General features: G+C 74.0%; 15 protein-coding genes and 2 pseudogenes. 7 read left to right on the top strand and 10 right to left on the bottom strand.

What is annotated here, in order from left to right; translation table 11 throughout:
- Positions 1–173: 173 nt before the first annotated feature.
- Positions 174–1175 carry a LacI family DNA-binding transcriptional regulator gene (locus tag D459_RS31015; protein ID WP_152522918.1) on the top strand — a complete coding sequence of 334 codons (1002 nt, stop codon included), beginning with the start codon at positions 174–176 and terminating at the stop codon, positions 1173–1175.
- Positions 1176–1339: 164 nt separating this feature from the next.
- Here the strand turns inward: D459_RS31015 and D459_RS0107330 are convergent, their stop codons facing one another.
- From D459_RS0107330 to D459_RS37550, 4 genes and pseudogenes are all read right to left on the bottom strand, one after another.
- Complete coding sequence (locus D459_RS0107330; protein ID WP_017592346.1) at positions 1340–1831, bottom strand: peptidylprolyl isomerase; 492 nt, start codon at positions 1829–1831, stop codon at positions 1340–1342.
- Positions 1832–2042: 211 nt separating this feature from the next.
- A complete protein-coding gene (locus D459_RS37560; protein ID WP_394296691.1) occupies positions 2043–2324 on the bottom strand; it encodes a fibronectin type III-like domain-contianing protein in 282 nt (93 codons plus the stop codon).
- 147 nt (positions 2325–2471) lie between these two features.
- Positions 2472–3680, bottom strand: a pseudogene (locus D459_RS37555) (glycoside hydrolase family 3 C-terminal domain-containing protein); the annotation flags it as partial.
- Positions 3660–4355, bottom strand: a pseudogene (locus D459_RS37550) (glycoside hydrolase family 3 protein); the annotation flags it as partial. The pseudogenes D459_RS37555 and D459_RS37550, both read right to left, overlap by 21 nt.
- 427 nt (positions 4356–4782) lie before the next feature.
- Here D459_RS37550 and D459_RS0107320 point away from each other — a divergent pair.
- From D459_RS0107320 to D459_RS0107305, 4 genes are all read left to right on the top strand, one after another.
- Positions 4783–5424: a TetR/AcrR family transcriptional regulator gene (locus D459_RS0107320; RefSeq protein WP_017592344.1), complete on the top strand. Its 642-nt coding sequence runs from the start codon at positions 4783–4785 to the stop codon at positions 5422–5424.
- Between the two features lie 136 nt (positions 5425–5560).
- On the top strand, positions 5561–7099 hold the full coding sequence (locus tag D459_RS0107315) for a DNA recombination protein RmuC (RefSeq protein WP_017592343.1): 1539 nt from the start codon (positions 5561–5563) through the stop codon (positions 7097–7099).
- A gap of 32 nt (positions 7100–7131) precedes the next feature.
- On the top strand, positions 7132–7734 hold the full coding sequence (locus D459_RS0107310) for a DUF6542 domain-containing protein (protein ID WP_026120147.1): 603 nt from the start codon (positions 7132–7134) through the stop codon (positions 7732–7734).
- A 143-nt stretch (positions 7735–7877) separates the two neighbouring features.
- The gene (locus D459_RS0107305; RefSeq protein ID WP_017592341.1) at positions 7878–8582 is read left to right on the top strand and encodes a class I SAM-dependent DNA methyltransferase; all 705 of its coding nucleotides are present in this window, start codon (positions 7878–7880) and stop codon (positions 8580–8582) included.
- 226 nt (positions 8583–8808) lie between these two features.
- Here the strand turns inward: D459_RS0107305 and D459_RS0107300 are convergent, their stop codons facing one another.
- From D459_RS0107300 to D459_RS36775, 4 genes are all read right to left on the bottom strand, one after another.
- Positions 8809–9108, bottom strand: coding sequence for an exodeoxyribonuclease VII small subunit (locus D459_RS0107300; protein WP_017592340.1), 300 nt, complete (start codon positions 9106–9108; stop codon positions 8809–8811).
- A gap of 7 nt (positions 9109–9115) precedes the next feature.
- Entirely contained in the window at positions 9116–10369 is a 1254-nt protein-coding gene (gene xseA, locus D459_RS31010) for an exodeoxyribonuclease VII large subunit (protein ID WP_040709475.1), read from the bottom strand.
- Positions 10370–12002: 1633 nt separating this feature from the next.
- Positions 12003–12836: a patatin-like phospholipase family protein gene (locus D459_RS0107290; protein ID WP_017592338.1), complete on the bottom strand. Its 834-nt coding sequence runs from the start codon at positions 12834–12836 to the stop codon at positions 12003–12005.
- Positions 12837–12898: 62 nt separating this feature from the next.
- Complete coding sequence (locus D459_RS36775) at positions 12899–13093, bottom strand: MerR family transcriptional regulator (protein ID WP_275041850.1); 195 nt, start codon at positions 13091–13093, stop codon at positions 12899–12901.
- Between the two features lie 455 nt (positions 13094–13548).
- On the opposite strand from D459_RS36775, the gene D459_RS0107285 reads away from it, so the two are divergent.
- Entirely contained in the window at positions 13549–13731 is a 183-nt protein-coding gene (locus D459_RS0107285) for a DUF397 domain-containing protein (protein WP_017592337.1), read from the top strand.
- A gap of 61 nt (positions 13732–13792) precedes the next feature.
- Here the strand turns inward: D459_RS0107285 and D459_RS0107280 are convergent, their stop codons facing one another.
- Entirely contained in the window at positions 13793–14566 is a 774-nt protein-coding gene (locus tag D459_RS0107280; protein ID WP_026120146.1) for a hypothetical protein, read from the bottom strand.
- Positions 14567–14866: 300 nt separating this feature from the next.
- Here D459_RS0107280 and D459_RS0107275 point away from each other — a divergent pair, with 300 nt between their 5' ends.
- Entirely contained in the window at positions 14867–15832 is a 966-nt protein-coding gene (locus D459_RS0107275) for a 4-hydroxy-3-methylbut-2-enyl diphosphate reductase (protein ID WP_026120145.1), read from the top strand.
- 126 nt (positions 15833–15958) lie between these two features.
- Here D459_RS0107275 and D459_RS0107270 read toward each other — a convergent pair whose 3' ends face one another.
- Positions 15959–16378 carry a hypothetical protein gene (locus D459_RS0107270; protein WP_017592335.1) on the bottom strand — a complete coding sequence of 140 codons (420 nt, stop codon included), beginning with the start codon at positions 16376–16378 and terminating at the stop codon, positions 15959–15961.
- Between the last annotated feature and the right edge of the window lie 65 nt (positions 16379–16443).

Here is a 16443-nt window from a genome sequence, read left to right as displayed (position 1 = left end):
CATGCGGGGGTGGGGCCTGCGTCGAACCTCCTGGTCGGCGCCGGTTATTCGTTTAAGCTAGGTGATGCGATTAACCTGAGTCAATGCCCCGTTCACGACATGTTCACAGCGGAGCGCACCGGCGCCCCTGCCGGGGCGGGCGGCCGGTCGCGGAGCGAGGCAGAATGATCACGATGAATGCGACCCGTTCCCGCCCCCCGACGATGGGCGACATCGCGGCGCGCGCCGCGGTCTCCACCGCCACGGTCTCCTACGTCCTCAACGACACCCCGGGCAACCGCATCCCGGAGGAGACCCGGCGGCGCGTCCTGGCCGCCGCCGAAGACCTCGGCTACGTGCCGCACGCCAGCGCCCGCTCACTGCGCACCGGCCGCAGCGACCTGGTCCTGTTCGCCATGCCCGCCACCACCCTGGGGCCGCTCGCCGCCCGGTTCTTCGGCGGCCTCGCCGACGAGCTGCGCGCCCTGGGCTACACGCTCATCCTGCACGGCGACCCGGAGTCGCGCGGCGCGAAGGCCGCGCGCGCCTGGGCGGCCCTGCGCCCGGCGGCGGTGATCGCCGAGGGGCGGCGGCTGACCCCCACGGCGGTGGACCTGCTGACCGGGGCGGGCGCGGTGCCGCTCGCCCTGGGCCGCGCCCCGCGCAGGGGCGTGCCGGCGCTGGTCCTGGACCACTGCGGGATGGGGCGGACCGGCGGCCTGCACCTCATCGACCAGGGCTGCACCGACATCGCCGCGATCGTGCCGCGCGCCCCGGTCGTCAAGGAGATGGGCGAGGAGCGGCTGGCCGGCGTGGCCAAGGCCGCCGAGGGCGCCCGGGTGCGCCGCACCGACATGGACGGGACCCCGGAGGACGCGGCGCGCGTGGTCGCCGAGTGGGCCGAGCAGGGCATGCCGGACGGGGTGTACGGCTACAACGACGAGTACGCCGGCCTGCTGCTGGGCGCGCTGGCCGACGCCGGGGTGGACGTCCCCGGCCGGGTCCGCCTGGTCGGCACCGACGACCTGCCGCTCTGCGGGATGCTGCGGCCCCGGCTGACCAGCGTCGGGGCGCGCCCGCTGCTCTCCATCGGCGAGGTGGCCGCGCACATCGCCGCACTGGTCTCCGGCGACGCCGACCCGGCCGCGCCGATCCGCGCCTGGGAACCGGAGCTGCGCCGGCGCGAGTCCTCCTGAGGCCCCGCCGGGCGAAGGCCCTCCCCTGCCGATGATCTTGACGTTGCGGGGCCATCAGAGCGCTCTGATGGCCCCGCAACGTCAAGATCATCGAGGGAGGGGCGGAGACGGAAGCGGCCGCCGCCCGGTGGGGCGACGGCCGCTCAATCGTTCCGGGATCCGGGTCAGACGGTCCCCGAGGCGGTGATGGTGATCGCCTTGGAGGTCCGGCCGCTCTGCGACCCGAGGGCCTCGATCTCCTTCACCAGGTCCATGCCCTCGACGACCTCGCCGAAGACGACGTGCTTGCCGTCCAGCCAGGGGGTGGCGACGGTGGTGATGAAGAACTGCGAGCCGTTGGTGTTCTTGCCCGCGTTGGCCATCGACAGCAGGCCGGGCTTGGTGTGCTTGACCTGGAAGTTCTCGTCGTCGAACTCCCCGCCCCAGATGCTCTTGCCACCGGTGCCGTTCCCGTGGGTGAAGTCGCCGCCCTGCAGCATGAAGGCGGGGATGACCCGGTGGAACTTGGAGCCCTGGTAGCCGTAGCCGTGCTGACCGGTGGCCAGCTCGCGGAAGTTCTTGGCGGTGTCCGGGACGATGTCGTCGTAGAGCTTGAAGACGATGCGCCCCTTGGGGGCCTCGTCGATGGTGATGTCGAAGAAGACGTTGTTGCCCATGGGGTGATCATCGCACGCTCCGGATACCCGATTTCACCTGCGGCGACCGCGCGTCGGGGTACGGGCGCCCCTGCGCCTCCCTCTCGATGATCTCGACGTGGCAGGGGCATCGGAGCGTTCTGTCGGCCTTGCAACGTCGAGATCATCGCCGGTGCGCGGGCGGGCGGCCGCCGGGGAAGAGGGAGGGGGTGCGGCCGCCCGCCGGTCCCGGTCAGGCCCCGGGGAGCGGGGCCGACAGCCGGACGTCGGCGTAGGAGCGGCCCGCCTGGACGTCGTGGCCGCCGGGGACGGGGCGCCAGGCATGCTCATCGGCGTCCCAGTACTCGGCGGCGCGGCGCGCGAGGGCGACCGGGACCTCCACCGTCTCGCCGGGGCCGGCCTGCACCGCGGCGAAGCCGGCCAGCACCCGGGCCGGGTGCTCCCCGCCGGGCTCCCGGGGCGCCAGGTAGACCTGGACGATCTCGCGGCCCGGCCGGTCGCCGGTGTTGGTCACCGTGACCCTGGCCTCGGCCGGGGCCCCGGCGGAGCCGGCCGCCGCGACCTCGATGCCGTCGTAGGACCACTCGGTGTAGGACAGGCCGTGGCCGAACCAGAACGCCGGGGCGGCCGGGGCCTTCTCCCAGGCCCGGTAACCGATGAACACGCCCTCGCTGTACTCGATCCGGCCGTCGGCGGGCACCACGTCCCAGACCGGGACGTCCTTCTCCTCGGCCGGCCAGGTGGTGGGCAGCCGGCCGCCGGGCTCCTCCGCGCCGAGCAGCACGTCGGCCAGGGCCCCGCCGAGCTCCTGCCCGCCGAACCAGCTCAGCAGGATCGCGTCGACCTCGTCCCGCCAGGGCATCAGCACCGGGGCGCCCGCGTTGACCACGACCACGGTGCGCGGCGCGGCCGCGGCCACCCGCGCCACCAGCTCGTCCTGGCGGCCGGGCAGCGCCAGCGTGGTCCGGTCGAAGCCCTCGGACTCCACGTCCTCGGTGGTCGCGGCGATGACGACGGCGACGTCGGCGGCGGCCGCCGCGGCGACCGCCTCCTCGATCAGCTCGTCCGCGCCGGCCAGCGGCTCGGTGTGGTTGAGCGAGAAGCCGACGAAGGCGAAGTCGCCGATGGGCACGCCGTTGGTGCGGTGGGTGAGGGAGACCTCGACCGGCTCGCCCGCGGTGAGGTCGACGGAGACCTCCTGCTGCGGCGGCTGGAACAGCGCGGCCGCCGGGTCGTCGCCCTCGAAGACCAGTGCGCCGTCGAACGCGGTGGCACCGCCGACGGTGAGGGTGAACGGGCCGATGCCGGCGATGGAGAAGGTGTGCCGGCCGGTCGACTCCGGGGTGAGGGTGCCGGTGACGGTGACCGACTCCATCGCACCGGGCTCCACGCCCGCGGGCAGCTCGCCCATCCACCGGGCGGTGCCGTCGGCGATGGTGTCGGTGGCCAGCTCGGCGCCGTCCGGGCCGTGGAAGACCGCGGTGAGCGGACCGCGCAGCGGGGGCAGCGAGTCCCGCGGGTCGGCGCCGACCGCGTAGGTCAGCTCCACGCCGCCGGGAAGGGCGTCGCGCAGCCCCTCCAGCGGGGCGACGGTGCGCTCGGCGAAGACGGTGGCGGAGCCGCCGCCGCTGGTGCGGGCCTCGGAGGCGGCCAGGCCGATCAGCGCGATCCTGCGCACGCGGGAGGGGTCGATCGGCAGGGCGCGGCCCTCGTTGCGGAGGAGCACGAAGGAGCGGGCGGCCGTCTCGCGGGCGACGGCGCGGCCGTCCAGCGCGGCGGGCAGGTCGGACTCCCCGACCACCGGGGCGGCGCCCTCCAGCAGGCCGACCCGGGCGGCGAGCCGGAGGATGCGGCGGGCCATCCGGTCCACGGCCTCCTCGGGGACGCGGCCGTCGCGGACCGCGGCGACCAGCCTGTCGCCGTAGACGGTGCGCGGTCCGGGCATCGCCGAGTCCAGTCCGGCCAGGGCGTCGCGGACGGTGTCCCGGGCGGCGGTCCAGTCGGAGACGATGAACCCGTCGAAGCCGAACTCGTCCCGCAGCACCCCGTTGAGCTCGGTGTGCTCGGTCATGGTGGTGCCGTTGACGCTGTTGTAGGCGGCCATCACGCCCCAGGGGCGGGCCTCGGCCACGATCTGCTCGAAGGGGGCGAGGTAGACCTCGCGCAGGGCGCGCTCGCCGACCCGGTTGTCCACGGTGAACCGGTCGGTCTCGGCGTCGTTGGCGACGAAGTGCTTGACCGTGGTGGCCACCCCGCCCTCCTGCACGCCGCGCACATAGGCCGCGCCGACGGCGCCGGTCAGGTAGGGGTCCTCGGAGAAGCACTCGAAGTGCCGGCCGCCGAGCGGGCTGCGGTGCATGTTCACCGTGGGGGCGAGGAGCACGTGCACGCCCTTGCGGCGGGCCTCCTGGGCGAGCAGGTTGCCGGCCCGCCGGACCAGGTCGGTGTCCCAGGTGGCGGCGATGGCGGTGGGGCTGGGCAGCTGGATCGAGGGGTCGTCGGGGGTCCAGTCCTCGCCGCGCACGCCGACCGGTCCGTCCGACATGACCAGGCGGCCCAGGCCGATCCCGGGGTTCGGGGCGACCGACCACATGCCGGCCCCGGAGAGCAGCCGCACCTTCGCCTCCAGGTCGAGTCCGGCGAGGGCCGCGTCGACGCGGCGCTCCCGGGCGTCCTCCGCCGCCTGGGCCGCAGTGGAATGTGCCGTCATGGTGGATCCCCCTCGGGTCCGTTTCGGGTCCGTTCGGATGGGCGGGGCGGGGCGTGCCCCGGCGCCCGCGGAGCCGTATCCTTCGACCTACCGACTACTCGGTAGTTTTTCGGAGTGTATGCCGGGGTCCCGGCGTTGTGAAGCCCTTCACCGCCCTGCCGAGGGGTCCGCGGAGGGCTCTGCTGACGTGCGCTTCCACTGCGCCGCCGGTACCCTCCTCACTGCCGCGAAGGGCCCGGGGACGGGCCGGGGGGAGGACGTGATGGGTTCCGATTCGGGCCGCCGGCGGCCGGGATACGCCCCCGGCGGGCGCCGGGACGCGATCCTGGACGCCGCCATGGACGAGTTCGCCGACGGCGGGTACAACGGGACGTCGCTGGCGAAGGTCGCCGAGCGGGCCGGGATCACCCAGCAGGGCCTGCTGCACTACTTCCCCAGCAAGCAGGCGCTGCTGGTGGCGGTGCTGGAGCAGCGGGACGCGGCGAACCGCTCCGCGACCGCCCGCGCCGCAGGGGCCGGCGGGGAGGACGGGGAGGACGGCACCGCCCGGATCGGCGCGGCCGAAGTGGCGGAGATCGTCCGGCGCAACACCGGGCTGCCCGGCCTGGTGCAGGTCTACACCGTGCTCAGCGCGGAGGCGGTCACCGAGGGGCACCCGGCGCACGGCTTCTTCGGCGAGCGGTTCGAGCGGCTGCGCACCGAGTTCACCCGCACCCTGCGCGAGGAGCACGGCGGCCGGCTGCGCCCCGGCGTCACCCCCGAGGACGCGGCGACGCTGCTCATAGCGGTGATGGACGGGCTGCAGGTGCAGTGGCTCTACGACCAGGGCGCGGTGGACATGCCCCGCCTGGTCGAGGTGGTGCTGGACGCGCTGAGCGCCCCCGCCGACTCCCCCGCCGACTGAGCGGCCCCGCGATGATCCCGGCGCCGCCGCCCCGACCGGCTTCGGGGCGGCGGCGGTGCCGGGATCATCGGGCAGGGGGCGGGAACCCGCGTGGCGGAAACCCCTGGGACGCCCGGGATTGAGAGCATGGGCCGCTATGAACGGCCTTGAGATGATCGCGGTGCTGCTGGTCGGACTCGCCCTCGGCGCGGCCCTGGGGTGGATGCTGGCGCGCGGGCGCACCGCGGAGGCGCGGGCGGACGCCCGGGCCGCCGAGGAGCGGGCCGCCTACATCGAGGAGCAGCTCGCCGACCGGTTCCGGGCGCTGTCCGCCCAGGCCCTGGACGCCACCGGGCAGCGGTTCATGGAGCTGGCCGAGGGGCGGATGCGCGCGGTGGGCGCCGAGGCCGGGCAGGAGATGGAGCTGCGCCGCCGGGAGGTGGAGCGGCTGGTGGAGCCGTTGCGGGAGACCCTGGCCAAGGTCGAGGGGCAGCTGCGCGAGGCCGACGCCGGGCGCCGCGCCGCCCACGCCGAGCTGGCCAAGCAGGTGGAGTACGTGCGGGAGGGCTCCGAGCGGCTGCGCGAGGAGACCCGGTCGCTGGTCACCGCGCTGCGCCGGCCCGAGGCCCGGGGCCGCTGGGGCGAGCTGCAGCTGCGCCGGGTCGCCGAGCTGTCCGGGATGAGCGCCCGGTGCGACTTCGACGAGCAGGCCTCGGTGCGCACCGAGGACGGGACGCAGCGGCCGGACATGGTGGTGCGGCTGGCCGGCGGCAAGAACATCGTGGTCGACTCGAAGGTGTCGCTGGCCGCCTACCTGGAGGCGGTGGACGCCGGGGACGATGGGCTGCGCGCCGACCGGCTCCGCGCGCACGCCCGCCACCTGCGCACCCACGTGGACCAGCTGGCGGCGAAGGGCTACTGGAAGGCCTTCGACCCGGCGCCGGAGTTCGTGGTGCTGTTCATCCCCGGCGAGGCGTTCCTGGCCCCGGCGCTGGAGCACGACCCCGGGCTGCTGGAGTACGCGATGGGCCGCAGGGTGCACATCGCCACGCCGACCACGCTGGTGTCGCTGCTGCGCACGGCGCAGTACGCCTGGCAGCAGCAGGCGCTCGGGGAGAACGCGCGCGAGGTGTTCGAGCTCGGCAAGCGGCTGCACGCGCGGCTGTCCACCCTGGGCGGGCACGTGGACGGGCTGGGCAGGGCGCTGTCCAAGGCGGTCACCGCCTACAACCAGACGGTGGGCTCGCTGGAGAGCCGGGTGCTGGTGACGGCCCGCCGGTTCGAGGAGCTCGGCCTGGTCGACGGCGACCTGGACCGCCCCTCCGGCGTCGAGGAGCAGGCCCGCCCGCTGGCCTCGGCCGAGCTGACCGCCGACGCCGGCCCGGAATTCCCGGTCGCCCCGGAGGCGCCGGCCGGGCCGGGGCCGGAGGGCCTTCCGGTCAGGGCGCCGGCCGGAGCGGCCGCCGGGGAACCGGCGGAGGAAGAGGAAAAGGAAGAGGAATCGGAGGGCGGCGGCGGTGCGGAGCGGCCGCCTCGGGGGCAGAATTCGGGAACGGCCGGAATCGGGCGGGAGGAATCGGAAACCGGGGACGATGCCGTCCGCGTCGGACTGTACGGCGGCGTGTTCGGCCCGGAGGCGTCGACCGACACGTCTTCTGAGGAAGAGCAAGAATACTCACCACGAGTGACACACTAATCACTGTGAGTCATATAAGGGAGCGTACGGCCATGGGCTCGCGTAGGACGGAAAGCCCCGAAGACCCCCGGGGCCCCTTCTTCACGCCTCCGCCCCCGCGCCGCCGCACGCGTTCGCGCCCCAGGCCGTCCACCCCGCCCGCCGCCTCCGGGAAACGGCCGCAGCGGCCGCCCAAGGGACGGCGGCCCGCGCGGACCGGCCGGGCAGCGGCGGCGGCCACCGGGGCGCAGATCCGCCTCACCGGGCGCGGCGGCGTGCTGGTCATCATCGCCGCCGGACTGCTCGCCGCGCTGATCGCCGAGGCGACCGGCTGGAGCGCGCTGAACGGGTACATGTTCGTCGCGTCGTGCGTGGCGGCCGCCCTGCTGGTGCGTCCGAGCGACCTGCTCTCGCTGACCGTCAGCCCGCCGCTGGCCTACTTCATCGCCGCGGTGCTCGCGGAGAGCCTGCTGACCCTGGGCAGCGAGGGCTTCGCCCGCGGCCTGGCGATCGGCCTGGGCACCCGGCTGGCCGACGTCGCCCCGTGGCTGTTCCTGGGCACCGCCCTGGTGCTGCTCATCGCGGTCTTCCGCGGCCTGCCGGCGAACTTCCGCGACTTCAGCGACCAGCTCAACGGGCGCCGCCCGCGCCGCTGACCCCGCCGCTCCTGCCAACGGCGCCACCGGGGCCGGAATCCGCGGGAATCCACAGGCGCGGGGATCCGGGGTGATCCGCGGTAATCCACAAGGCACGGAAAACCGCTTTCCGCGCGGGACGCCCGGTTGCGATCATCGTCCGCATGATCCGCTTCTCGGACTTCGACACCCGCAACTACCCCACCGTCGACGTCGCCACCGGTTACGGCCGCTGGGCCGACACCTACGAGCAGACCGTCGAGGACATCATGGACCTCGGCCTGCTCGACCGGCTCCCCCGCCCGGACTGGTCCGCGGTCCGCCGCGCCGCCGACCTGGGCTGCGGCACCGGCCGCACCGGCGCCTGGCTCCGCTCCCGAGGGGTCGGCTCCGTCGACGGCGTGGACCTCACCCCGGAGATGCTGGCCCTCGCCGAGAAGAAGGGCGCCCACGACCGCCTGGTGCAGGGCGACGCCACCGACACCGGTCTGGAGTCCGGCGCCTACGACCTGGCCATCGCCTCCCTGATCGACGAGCACCTGCCCGACCTCGCCCCGCTCTACGCGGAGGCGGCCCGCCTCACCCGGCCCGGCGGCTCCTTCGTCATCGCCGCCTTCCACCCGCAGTTCATCATCTCCAGCGGCATGCCCACCCACTTCACCGAGGCGACGGGCGAGTCCCTGGCCATCACGACCAACGTCCACCTGGTCAGCGACCACATCAAGGCCGGCCTGGGGAACGGCTGGACGCTCACCCACATGGACGAGGGCGTCATCGACGACACCTGGATCGCCACGAAGCCGAAGTGGGAGAAGTTCCGCAGCGTCCCCATCTCCGCGGTCTACGCCTGGGAGAAGCAGGAGGTGTGAGGTAGAGGGTCGGTCGGGGGCGCCCCCCCGCACGCGCGGGGCCGACTGACCCCCACCTACTGAATCAGTATTTGAGGGGGGACCATCCCCGCACTTGCGGGGCCGACAACTCGTCGCCCGGGACGGCGGAATGGGAGTGCGGACCATCCCCGCACTTGCGGGGCCGACACTAGTTAACCTGCGCCTCTACTCCCCGACGACCCCGTTTTCATTCACTTGCGTCAGCTCAGAACGGGGCGTCGGCGTCCCTCTCGCCCTGGTGGGCACTGTTCTCCTCCATGGCGACGGCGAGCTTGGCGCGGGCGCCTTCGAGCCACTGCTCGCAGGTCTTGGCGAGCTGCTCGCCCTTCTCCCAGAGGGCGAGGGACTCCTTGAGCGTCAGGCCGCCGGACTCCAGGCGGCGCACGACGGTGTCGAGTTCCTCGCGGGCCTCCTCGTAGCTGAGTTCCGGGCCTGCCGAGCCGTTCTGCTCCTGGCCGGTCTGCTCCGGAGCATCGGGCTCCGGTGCGGTCGCCTTCTTCGCCATGGTCTCCTCAATCGTTCCCGTCCGCGGTGTCCTCGCGGGCGGAGGCGGGTTCGGTGGTCGGTTCGCCCGCGGTGGCCGAGAGGCTGTCCTCGGCGAACCGGAGGCGGAGTTCGTCGCCCGGGGAGACCTCCGTCGCGGAGCGGAGCACCGCCCCGTCCGGGCCCTGGACGATCGCGTAGCCGCGGGCCAGGGTGGTCGCCGGGGAGAGCGCGTGCAGCCGGGCCCTGGTGTGCACCAGGTCGTCGCCGGCACGGTCCAGCGAGACGGTCAGGCTGCGCCGCGCCCGGTCGCGCAGGCCGGTGACCTGCTCGGTGAGGCGGTCGATCTCGCGGATCGGGCTGGCCAGGACCGGGCGCGAGCGCATGCCGTCCAGCCACGCCTTCTCCCGGTCGAGGCCGCCCCGGATGACCCGGCGGGCGCGGTCGCGCAGCTGCCGGATGAGTTCGAGCTGCTCACCGACGTCGGGGACGGTCTTCTTCGCCGCGTCGGTGGGGGTGGAGGCGCGGACGTCGGCCACGTAGTCGAGCAGCGGGGCGTCCTGCTCGTGGCCGATGGCGCTGACCACCGGGGTGCCGGCGGCGGCGACCGCGCGGACCAGCGCCTCGTCGGAGAAGGGCAGCAGGTCCTCCAGGCTGCCGCCGCCGCGGGCGATGACGATGACGTCGACGCCGGGGTGGCCGTCGAGCTCCTTGAGCGCCTCGACGACCTCGCCGACGGCCCGGTCGCCCTGGACCGCGACCTCGCGGACCTCGAACCGGACGGCGGGCCAGCGGCGGCGGCCGTTCTCCAGCACGTCGCGCTCGGCGGCGGAGTCCCGGCCGCAGATGAGGCCGACGGTGCCGGGCAGGAACGGCAGCCGGCGCTTGCGCGCCTCGGAGAAGAGCCCCTCCGCGGCGAGCGTCTTGCGCAGCTGCTCCAGCCGGGCCAGCAGCTCGCCCAGGCCGACGTGCCGGATCTCCAGGGCGAGCAGGGAGAAGGTGCCGCGGGCGACGTAGAAGTCGGGTTTGGCGTGGATGACGACGCGGGCCCCGGCCTGCGGCGCCGGGCCGTTGGCCTCCAGCACCCGGATCGGGCAGACCACCCGGGCGGACACGTTGGCGACCGGGTCGCGCAGGGTGATGAAGGCGGTACCGCCGCGCCGGTTGAGTTCGGCGATCTGCCCCTCGACCCAGATCCGGCCCAGGCGCCCGATCCAGCCGCCGACGGCCTGCATGACCACCCGCACCGGCTGCGGTGCCTCGGCCGAACTCTCCATACCCATGCGTCCGAGCCTAGAGGAGAGCGGTGACGCTTCCGCGGAGGCTCCGACCGCGCCCCGACCACCGAAGGGCTCCCCCTCCTGCGTTGATCTCGGCGTTGTGGCCGTCTCAACCGGCTTGTCGCCAAGAGGTCGTTGCAACGAGGAACCCGGGAAAGGTCGAGGGGCGAGAGATGCCCCGACCGAGTGCGGCGCCCCACGGGGTGCAGGTTCAGGCGAGCGGCGACGGCAGAGGAAGGCGCGGGCGAAGGCGATCACCCGAGCGCGGCACCCCGCGGAGCGAAGGTCCAAGCGGGCAGCGAAGGCAGGAGGGGGACCGGCCGGTCGGTCCGGCGCCCCGCAGAGCAAAGGTCAAGACGGGCGGCAACGGCACCGGCAGAGCCGGGAGCAGAGGCCGTCACCCGAGCGCGGCGCCCCACGGAGCGAAGGCTCAGACCAGCGGCGACGGCGGGAAGGGGACCGGCCGGTCGGTCGGGCGCGGCGCGTCACGGAGTGAAGGTCAAGACGGGCGGCGACGGCAAGGGTAGGGGCGGGGCCGGGCGCCTCACCCGGGTGCGGCGCCTCGCGGGGCGGGGGTTCAAGCGGGCGGCGAGGGCGGGAGAGGGGCGGGGCGCCGCGTTCACCGGCCCGGCCCGGCGCGTGCCCCCGCCGGGGAGTGCCCTTATCCCCTATGCCGGGTTTACGGCGGGGGTCGAGCGGGTGTGGGGGCGGCCTGCGCACCGCGAGAGCACCCCGATTACATATACCAGCGAGTAGTAAGCCCCCAAGCCCCCACCACCCCCTCCCCGATCACCCAGAGTGGCCAAAGCGGGCCCTCCCGGCAGGACAAAAGCGACATCCCGCCCCCGCCCCTGCCCTCCCCGGGTTCCGGCCCCCTGCATCCCGGCCTTCCGGGCCGCTCGAACCCCTGATCAACGGCCCAACCGGGGCGATTCGGGCCTCTCGGGGGCCGATCCGGCCCAGGATGCGCGCTCGGGAATCACCGGGGTGCTCTCGCGATGCGCAGGGCGCCCCTCCCGACCTTCACTGTGCGTATTCATCCAGGTCAGGGGCGGGCGGTGGTTTCAAGGGCGGCCGGCCCCGGCACCCGGGCGACGCGGGAACGGCGAACCCGCCACCCCGGCCGCCCCTCCCTGCTCTGCCGCACCCGACCGACCAGCCGGTCCCCACCGCCGCCCTCGCCGCCCGCTTGAACCTCTGCCCCGTGGGGCCCGCGCCCGGGCGACCGCCTCCGCCTCGGCCCTACCGCTGCCGTCGCCGCCTGCTTGGGCCCTGACCCCGTGGGGTGCCGCGCCTGACCGACCGGCCGGTGCCCACTGCCGCCCTCGCTGCCCGCTTGAGCCCCGGCCCCGTGGGGCCCGCGCCCGGGCGACCCCCGCGCCCCGCCCCTGCCGCTGCCGCCGCTGCCTTCCTGAACCTTCGCTCTGCGGGGCGCCGCACCGGACCGGCCGGCCGGCACGCCCTCCCGCCCTCGCTGCCCGCTTGAACCTTTGCTCCGCGAGGCGCCGCGCCTGACCGGAATGCCGGATCGCTGAGGGGAGAAGGGGGGATCGACACCGGGGAAACGCCCTGCCTGCCGCCCCTGTCCCGCCGACCGCTCCCTCCCGTTGAGCTCGGCGCTTTGCGGGGTCGGGGGTCAGCCGTCCCAGGCGGCGGCGACCGCGGTGAGGACCGAGGGGGCCTGGTTCCGTCCGGCGCGGGCGGCCGGGGCGCGGCGGGCGGGGTCGAGCAGCCGGCCGCCGAACGCGTCCAGCGACGCGGCATCCGGAGTGACCAGGGCGGTGCGGGTCTTCTCCGGCAGCTCGGCCAGCTGGGCGGCGGGGCCGGGGACCGGCCCCCAGCCCGCGGGGATCGGGGCGAGGACCACGACGCGGTCGTAGCCCTCGGCCAGGTCGACGTTGGCCGGGGAGTGGACGCCGCCGTCGATGTAGAGCCCGCCGCCGGTCAGCACCGGCGGCCACACCCCGGGGACCGCGCAGCTGGCCGCCACCGCGTCGACCAGGGGGACGCCGGCCTCGCGGTCCAGCACGGCGCGGTCGCCGGTGTGCGCGTCGACCGCGACGACCCGCAGGTCGGTATCGGGCCACTCGTGCGCGGGGAGGCGGGAGGCGATGACGGCGCGGCGCTCGGTCTGCGAGGAGGTGGAGGTCTTGTGCGCGATCCGCCCGACCCGGGCGCGGGCGCGGCGCGGGTCGCGCTCGCCGAGGAACGCCAGGGCGAACCGGGCCATCCGGAGCCGGGAGACGCGCGCCCCGATCTCGGCGGAGGGAGGGGCCAGCTGCCGCCGGTAGAGCTCGTGCAGCGGCGTCCCGGAGGTGATCTGTGCGCCGACCACCGAACCGGCCGAGGTGCCGACGACCAGGTCGGCGTCGGTGAGGTCGAGGCCGGCGTCGTAGAGCCAGGAGAGGACGCCCAGCTGCCAGGCGATTCCGGTGATCCCTCCGCCCCCGAGAACCAGGGCCTTGCGCATGCCGTTCCTCCTCGCTCTCCGCCGGGGCGGGCCGGCGGGTCCACGTCAGGGTCCGGGCCAGCTTAGACACCCGGGGCGGCCGGCGTCAGAGGCGGCGGGTGCCCTCCCGGGCGATCCCGCAGCTCATAGACGTCCCCGGCACAGAAATAGCGCCTGCCGCGGACGTCCTTGACGCAGCCGATCCTTCCGCGCCGCTCCCACCGGCGCAGCGTCGTCGCCCCGATGTGGAGGAGGAAGGCGGCTTCGCCGGTGGTCAGGTAGTGGTCGGGGTGGGTGTGCTCATCTCGGTCCCGGTCACGGTTGTGTTCTCCCGTGGAGACAGGCCGCGGTCCTCTCGTTTTCGGCGGCCGGGTGAAGCCGGCCCGAAAGACATGGATCGAAATGCACGCCGCCGGTTAGATTCGCTTTATGCCGCCGGCGAACCCACCTCCAGGCCGGGAACGTTCTGGAGATCACCCGCATTGAGCAGAAGAAACGCATTCCGAGGTTGATCGGGCACGGAAGGGGCGGCGCCCCTATCGACTCCCTGGACTTGGATCTGATCACACCGCCCCGACCGGACCGCCTGCCTGACGGAACGGCGATCGCGGCTTCGGACCACGGTTCCGGGAACCTGGTCTACGACACACGGACGGACAGTCCGCCCGGTACGGGAAACACTGGGGCACTCCCCTCCCGTCGATCACTCGGTCAGGCCGTCGGAAGGTCCCCTATGAACGTTTGGCGCAAAGCGAAGTACAGCGAGAACTCGTCTCACTGCGTCGAGGTGCGGGAGCATCAGCACGGCGCCGACGTACGGGACACGCAGAACCGGCAGAACGGGCACCTCGCCTTCCCCGCCCCCGAGTGGAGTGCGCTCATCAGCCTCCCGGCCCGGGCCGACGACCCTCGCTGACCGAATACGGCGGCCCCGGCGAGCGTCCGCTCGCCGGGGCCGCCGGCCGTTCCCGTCGGGACTACTCGCCCTTCTCGGCCTCGGCGTTCAGCTTGGCGATCCGGTTGTCGTACATCCGGATGAACTCGGCGCGCTCCTGGTGGGCGACCTCGTAGGCGCGGAGTTCGCGGACCTGCTCGATGGTGAGCTTGCGCAGCCGGGCCCGGATGGAGGGGAGGGTCAGGCCGTCGTAGCCCGGGACCGGGAGCTCCTCGGCGGCGGGGGCGGCCTGCTTGCGGACCTTCGCCAGGATCTCGTCGCTGGCGACCTGGGTCGCGTTCTCGTTCTCGGCGAGCTCTTCGGCGACGGCCGGCTTCTCCTCCGGGCGGACCAGGTCCTCGCCGGACTCCTCGTTGGGGACCTGGGCCGGCTCGGCGGGGGCGGAGGGGGTCGCAGCCTCGGCGGCGGGGGCCGTGCTGTCCGGGGTTCCGTCCTGGTCGGCGGCGGGCTCGGGCTCGGTGGCGGGGGAGCTCTTCTCGTCGGCCTTCTCCGCGGCCTTCGCCTCGGACTTCTTCTCGGCGTCCGCCTCCGCGGGCTTCGCTTCGGGCGCCTTCTCCGCCTTCTCCGCCGGCTCCTGCGCCGCCGGTTCCGCGGCGGGGGCCTCGTCCTTGCGGGCCGCGGTCTGCTCGGCCGCGGGCTCCGCGGTCTGCTCGGCGGAGGCCCCTGCCGCCGGGACCGCGGCGGGCTCGGCCGCCTCGGCGGCCGGGGCACCGGCGGGGGTCGCCTCCCCCTTGCCGCGCCCGAAGATGCCCTTGACGATGGTCAGGAGTTTGGTGGCGATCGAAGGGTTCGACATTGGACTGGGGCTCCTGCCGCTATCGCTAGTACCAACGGGGCTCTATAGACGGTTCCGAGGACGCAAGTCAACCAGGATAGGGCCGCCAGGATGGACCCGGGCGCTGAAGAACGGAGCCGAATTCGCCATCTCGGGACGGAACCGATCGCTGACCGTTATCGGAGGTCCACCATGCGGACCCTCGGCGGGTCCTGCTGCGGGCCTCGCTGCGGGCTCTGCCGCCGACTCCGCCGCCGAATCGGCTGTGGGATGGGCGACACCTGGGCGAGGGCGTTGCCCACCGCCCATAGGATGGGCCCCATGACTGCGACGAATCGCCGCCGTGTCCTGCTCGCCCAGCCCCGGGGTTACTGCGCCGGGGTGGACCGCGCTGTCGTCACGGTCGAAAAGGCCCTGGAGCAGTACGGTGCTCCGATCTACGTGCGCAAGCAGATCGTGCACAACACGCACGTGGTGAGCACCCTGGAGAAGCGCGGTGCCATCTTCGTCGAGGAGACCGACGAGGTGCCCGAGGGCGCGATCGTGGTCTTCTCCGCGCACGGCGTCTCCCCCAAGGTCCACGAGGAGGCCGCGGACCGCCGGCTCAAGACGATCGACGCCACCTGTCCGCTGGTCACCAAGGTGCACAAGGAGGCCAAGCGGTTCGCCGCCGAGGACCGGGACATCATCCTCATCGGCCACACCGGCCACGAGGAGGTCGAGGGGACCAGTGGCGAGGCGCCCGAGCACATCCAGATCGTGGAGAGCCCGGACCAGGTCGACCAGGTCCAGGTCCGCAACCCGGACAACGTCTCCTGGCTCTCCCAGACCACGCTCTCCGTGGACGAGACCAACCAGACCGTCGACGCGCTGCGCGAGCGGTTCCCGAACCTGCTCGACCCGCCCAGCGACGACATCTGCTACGCCACCTCCAACCGCCAGGACGCGGTCAAGGCGATGGCGCCCGAGTGCGAGCTGGTCATCGTTGTCGGCTCGGACAACTCCTCCAACTCGGTGCGGCTGGTCGAGGTCGCCCTGGAGGCCGGCGCGGACGCCGCGCACCTGATCGACAACGCCTCGCTGATGGACGAGGCCTGGCTTGAGGGCGTCACCACGGTCGGCGTGACCAGCGGCGCCTCCGTCCCGGACATCCTGGTGCGGGACCTGCTGGACCGGCTCGCCGAGTACGGCTTCGGCGACGTGGAGGGCGTGCGGACCGCCGAGGAGCGGCTGACCTTCTCCCTCCCCAAGGAGCTCCGCAAGGACCTGCGCGCCGAGTCGGCCTGACGCCCGCGCGCAGGACGCGAACACGCGGCAGGGGCCGCCGCCCGGTTCTCGGGCGGCGGCCCCTGGTGCTTTTCCGGGAGGGCGCCCAGGCCGGCGGCCGGGCGGACCGGGGCGCCCAGCGAGGGGTCAGCCCTCGCCGGTGAGCCTGTCCCTGGCCGCGTCGGCGGCGGCACCGGCCGGGTCCTCGGCGATGCCGCCGACCGCGTCGGCCTGCTCCTGGACGGACTGGGCCGCGTCGGCGGCCCCGCCGAGGGCCTCTTCGCCGGCGCCCTGGAGCGCCTCCTCGGCCCCGCCGACCGCCTGCTCCTGGGCGGACTGCGCGGCCTCCGCCGCCCCGCCGAGGGCGTCCTCCTGGAAGGACTGCGCGGTCTCGGCTGCGCCTCCCAGGGCGTCCTCCTGGAAGGACTGGGCCGCGTCGGCGGCCCCGCCCATCGCCTGCTCGGCCTGCTCCCCGGCCCCGCCGAGGGTGTCGGTGGCTCCCTGCACGGCCTCGCCGGCGGAATCGCCGAACAGGCCCTTTACCCAGTCGAGTATGTCGCTGATCATCTTCTCTTCACTCCCGCAAGGGGGCGCGGCGCGCCCGGCGTCGCTGTCCTCGACGCCCCTGCCCG

It is taken from the genome of Nocardiopsis potens DSM 45234 (assembly GCF_000341105.1).
In the GTDB taxonomy this organism is placed as follows: domain Bacteria; phylum Actinomycetota; class Actinomycetes; order Streptosporangiales; family Streptosporangiaceae; genus Nocardiopsis_A; species Nocardiopsis_A potens.
The sequence above is the reverse complement of the archived record's forward strand: the minus strand, read 5'-3'. Positions and strand labels throughout refer to the sequence as shown.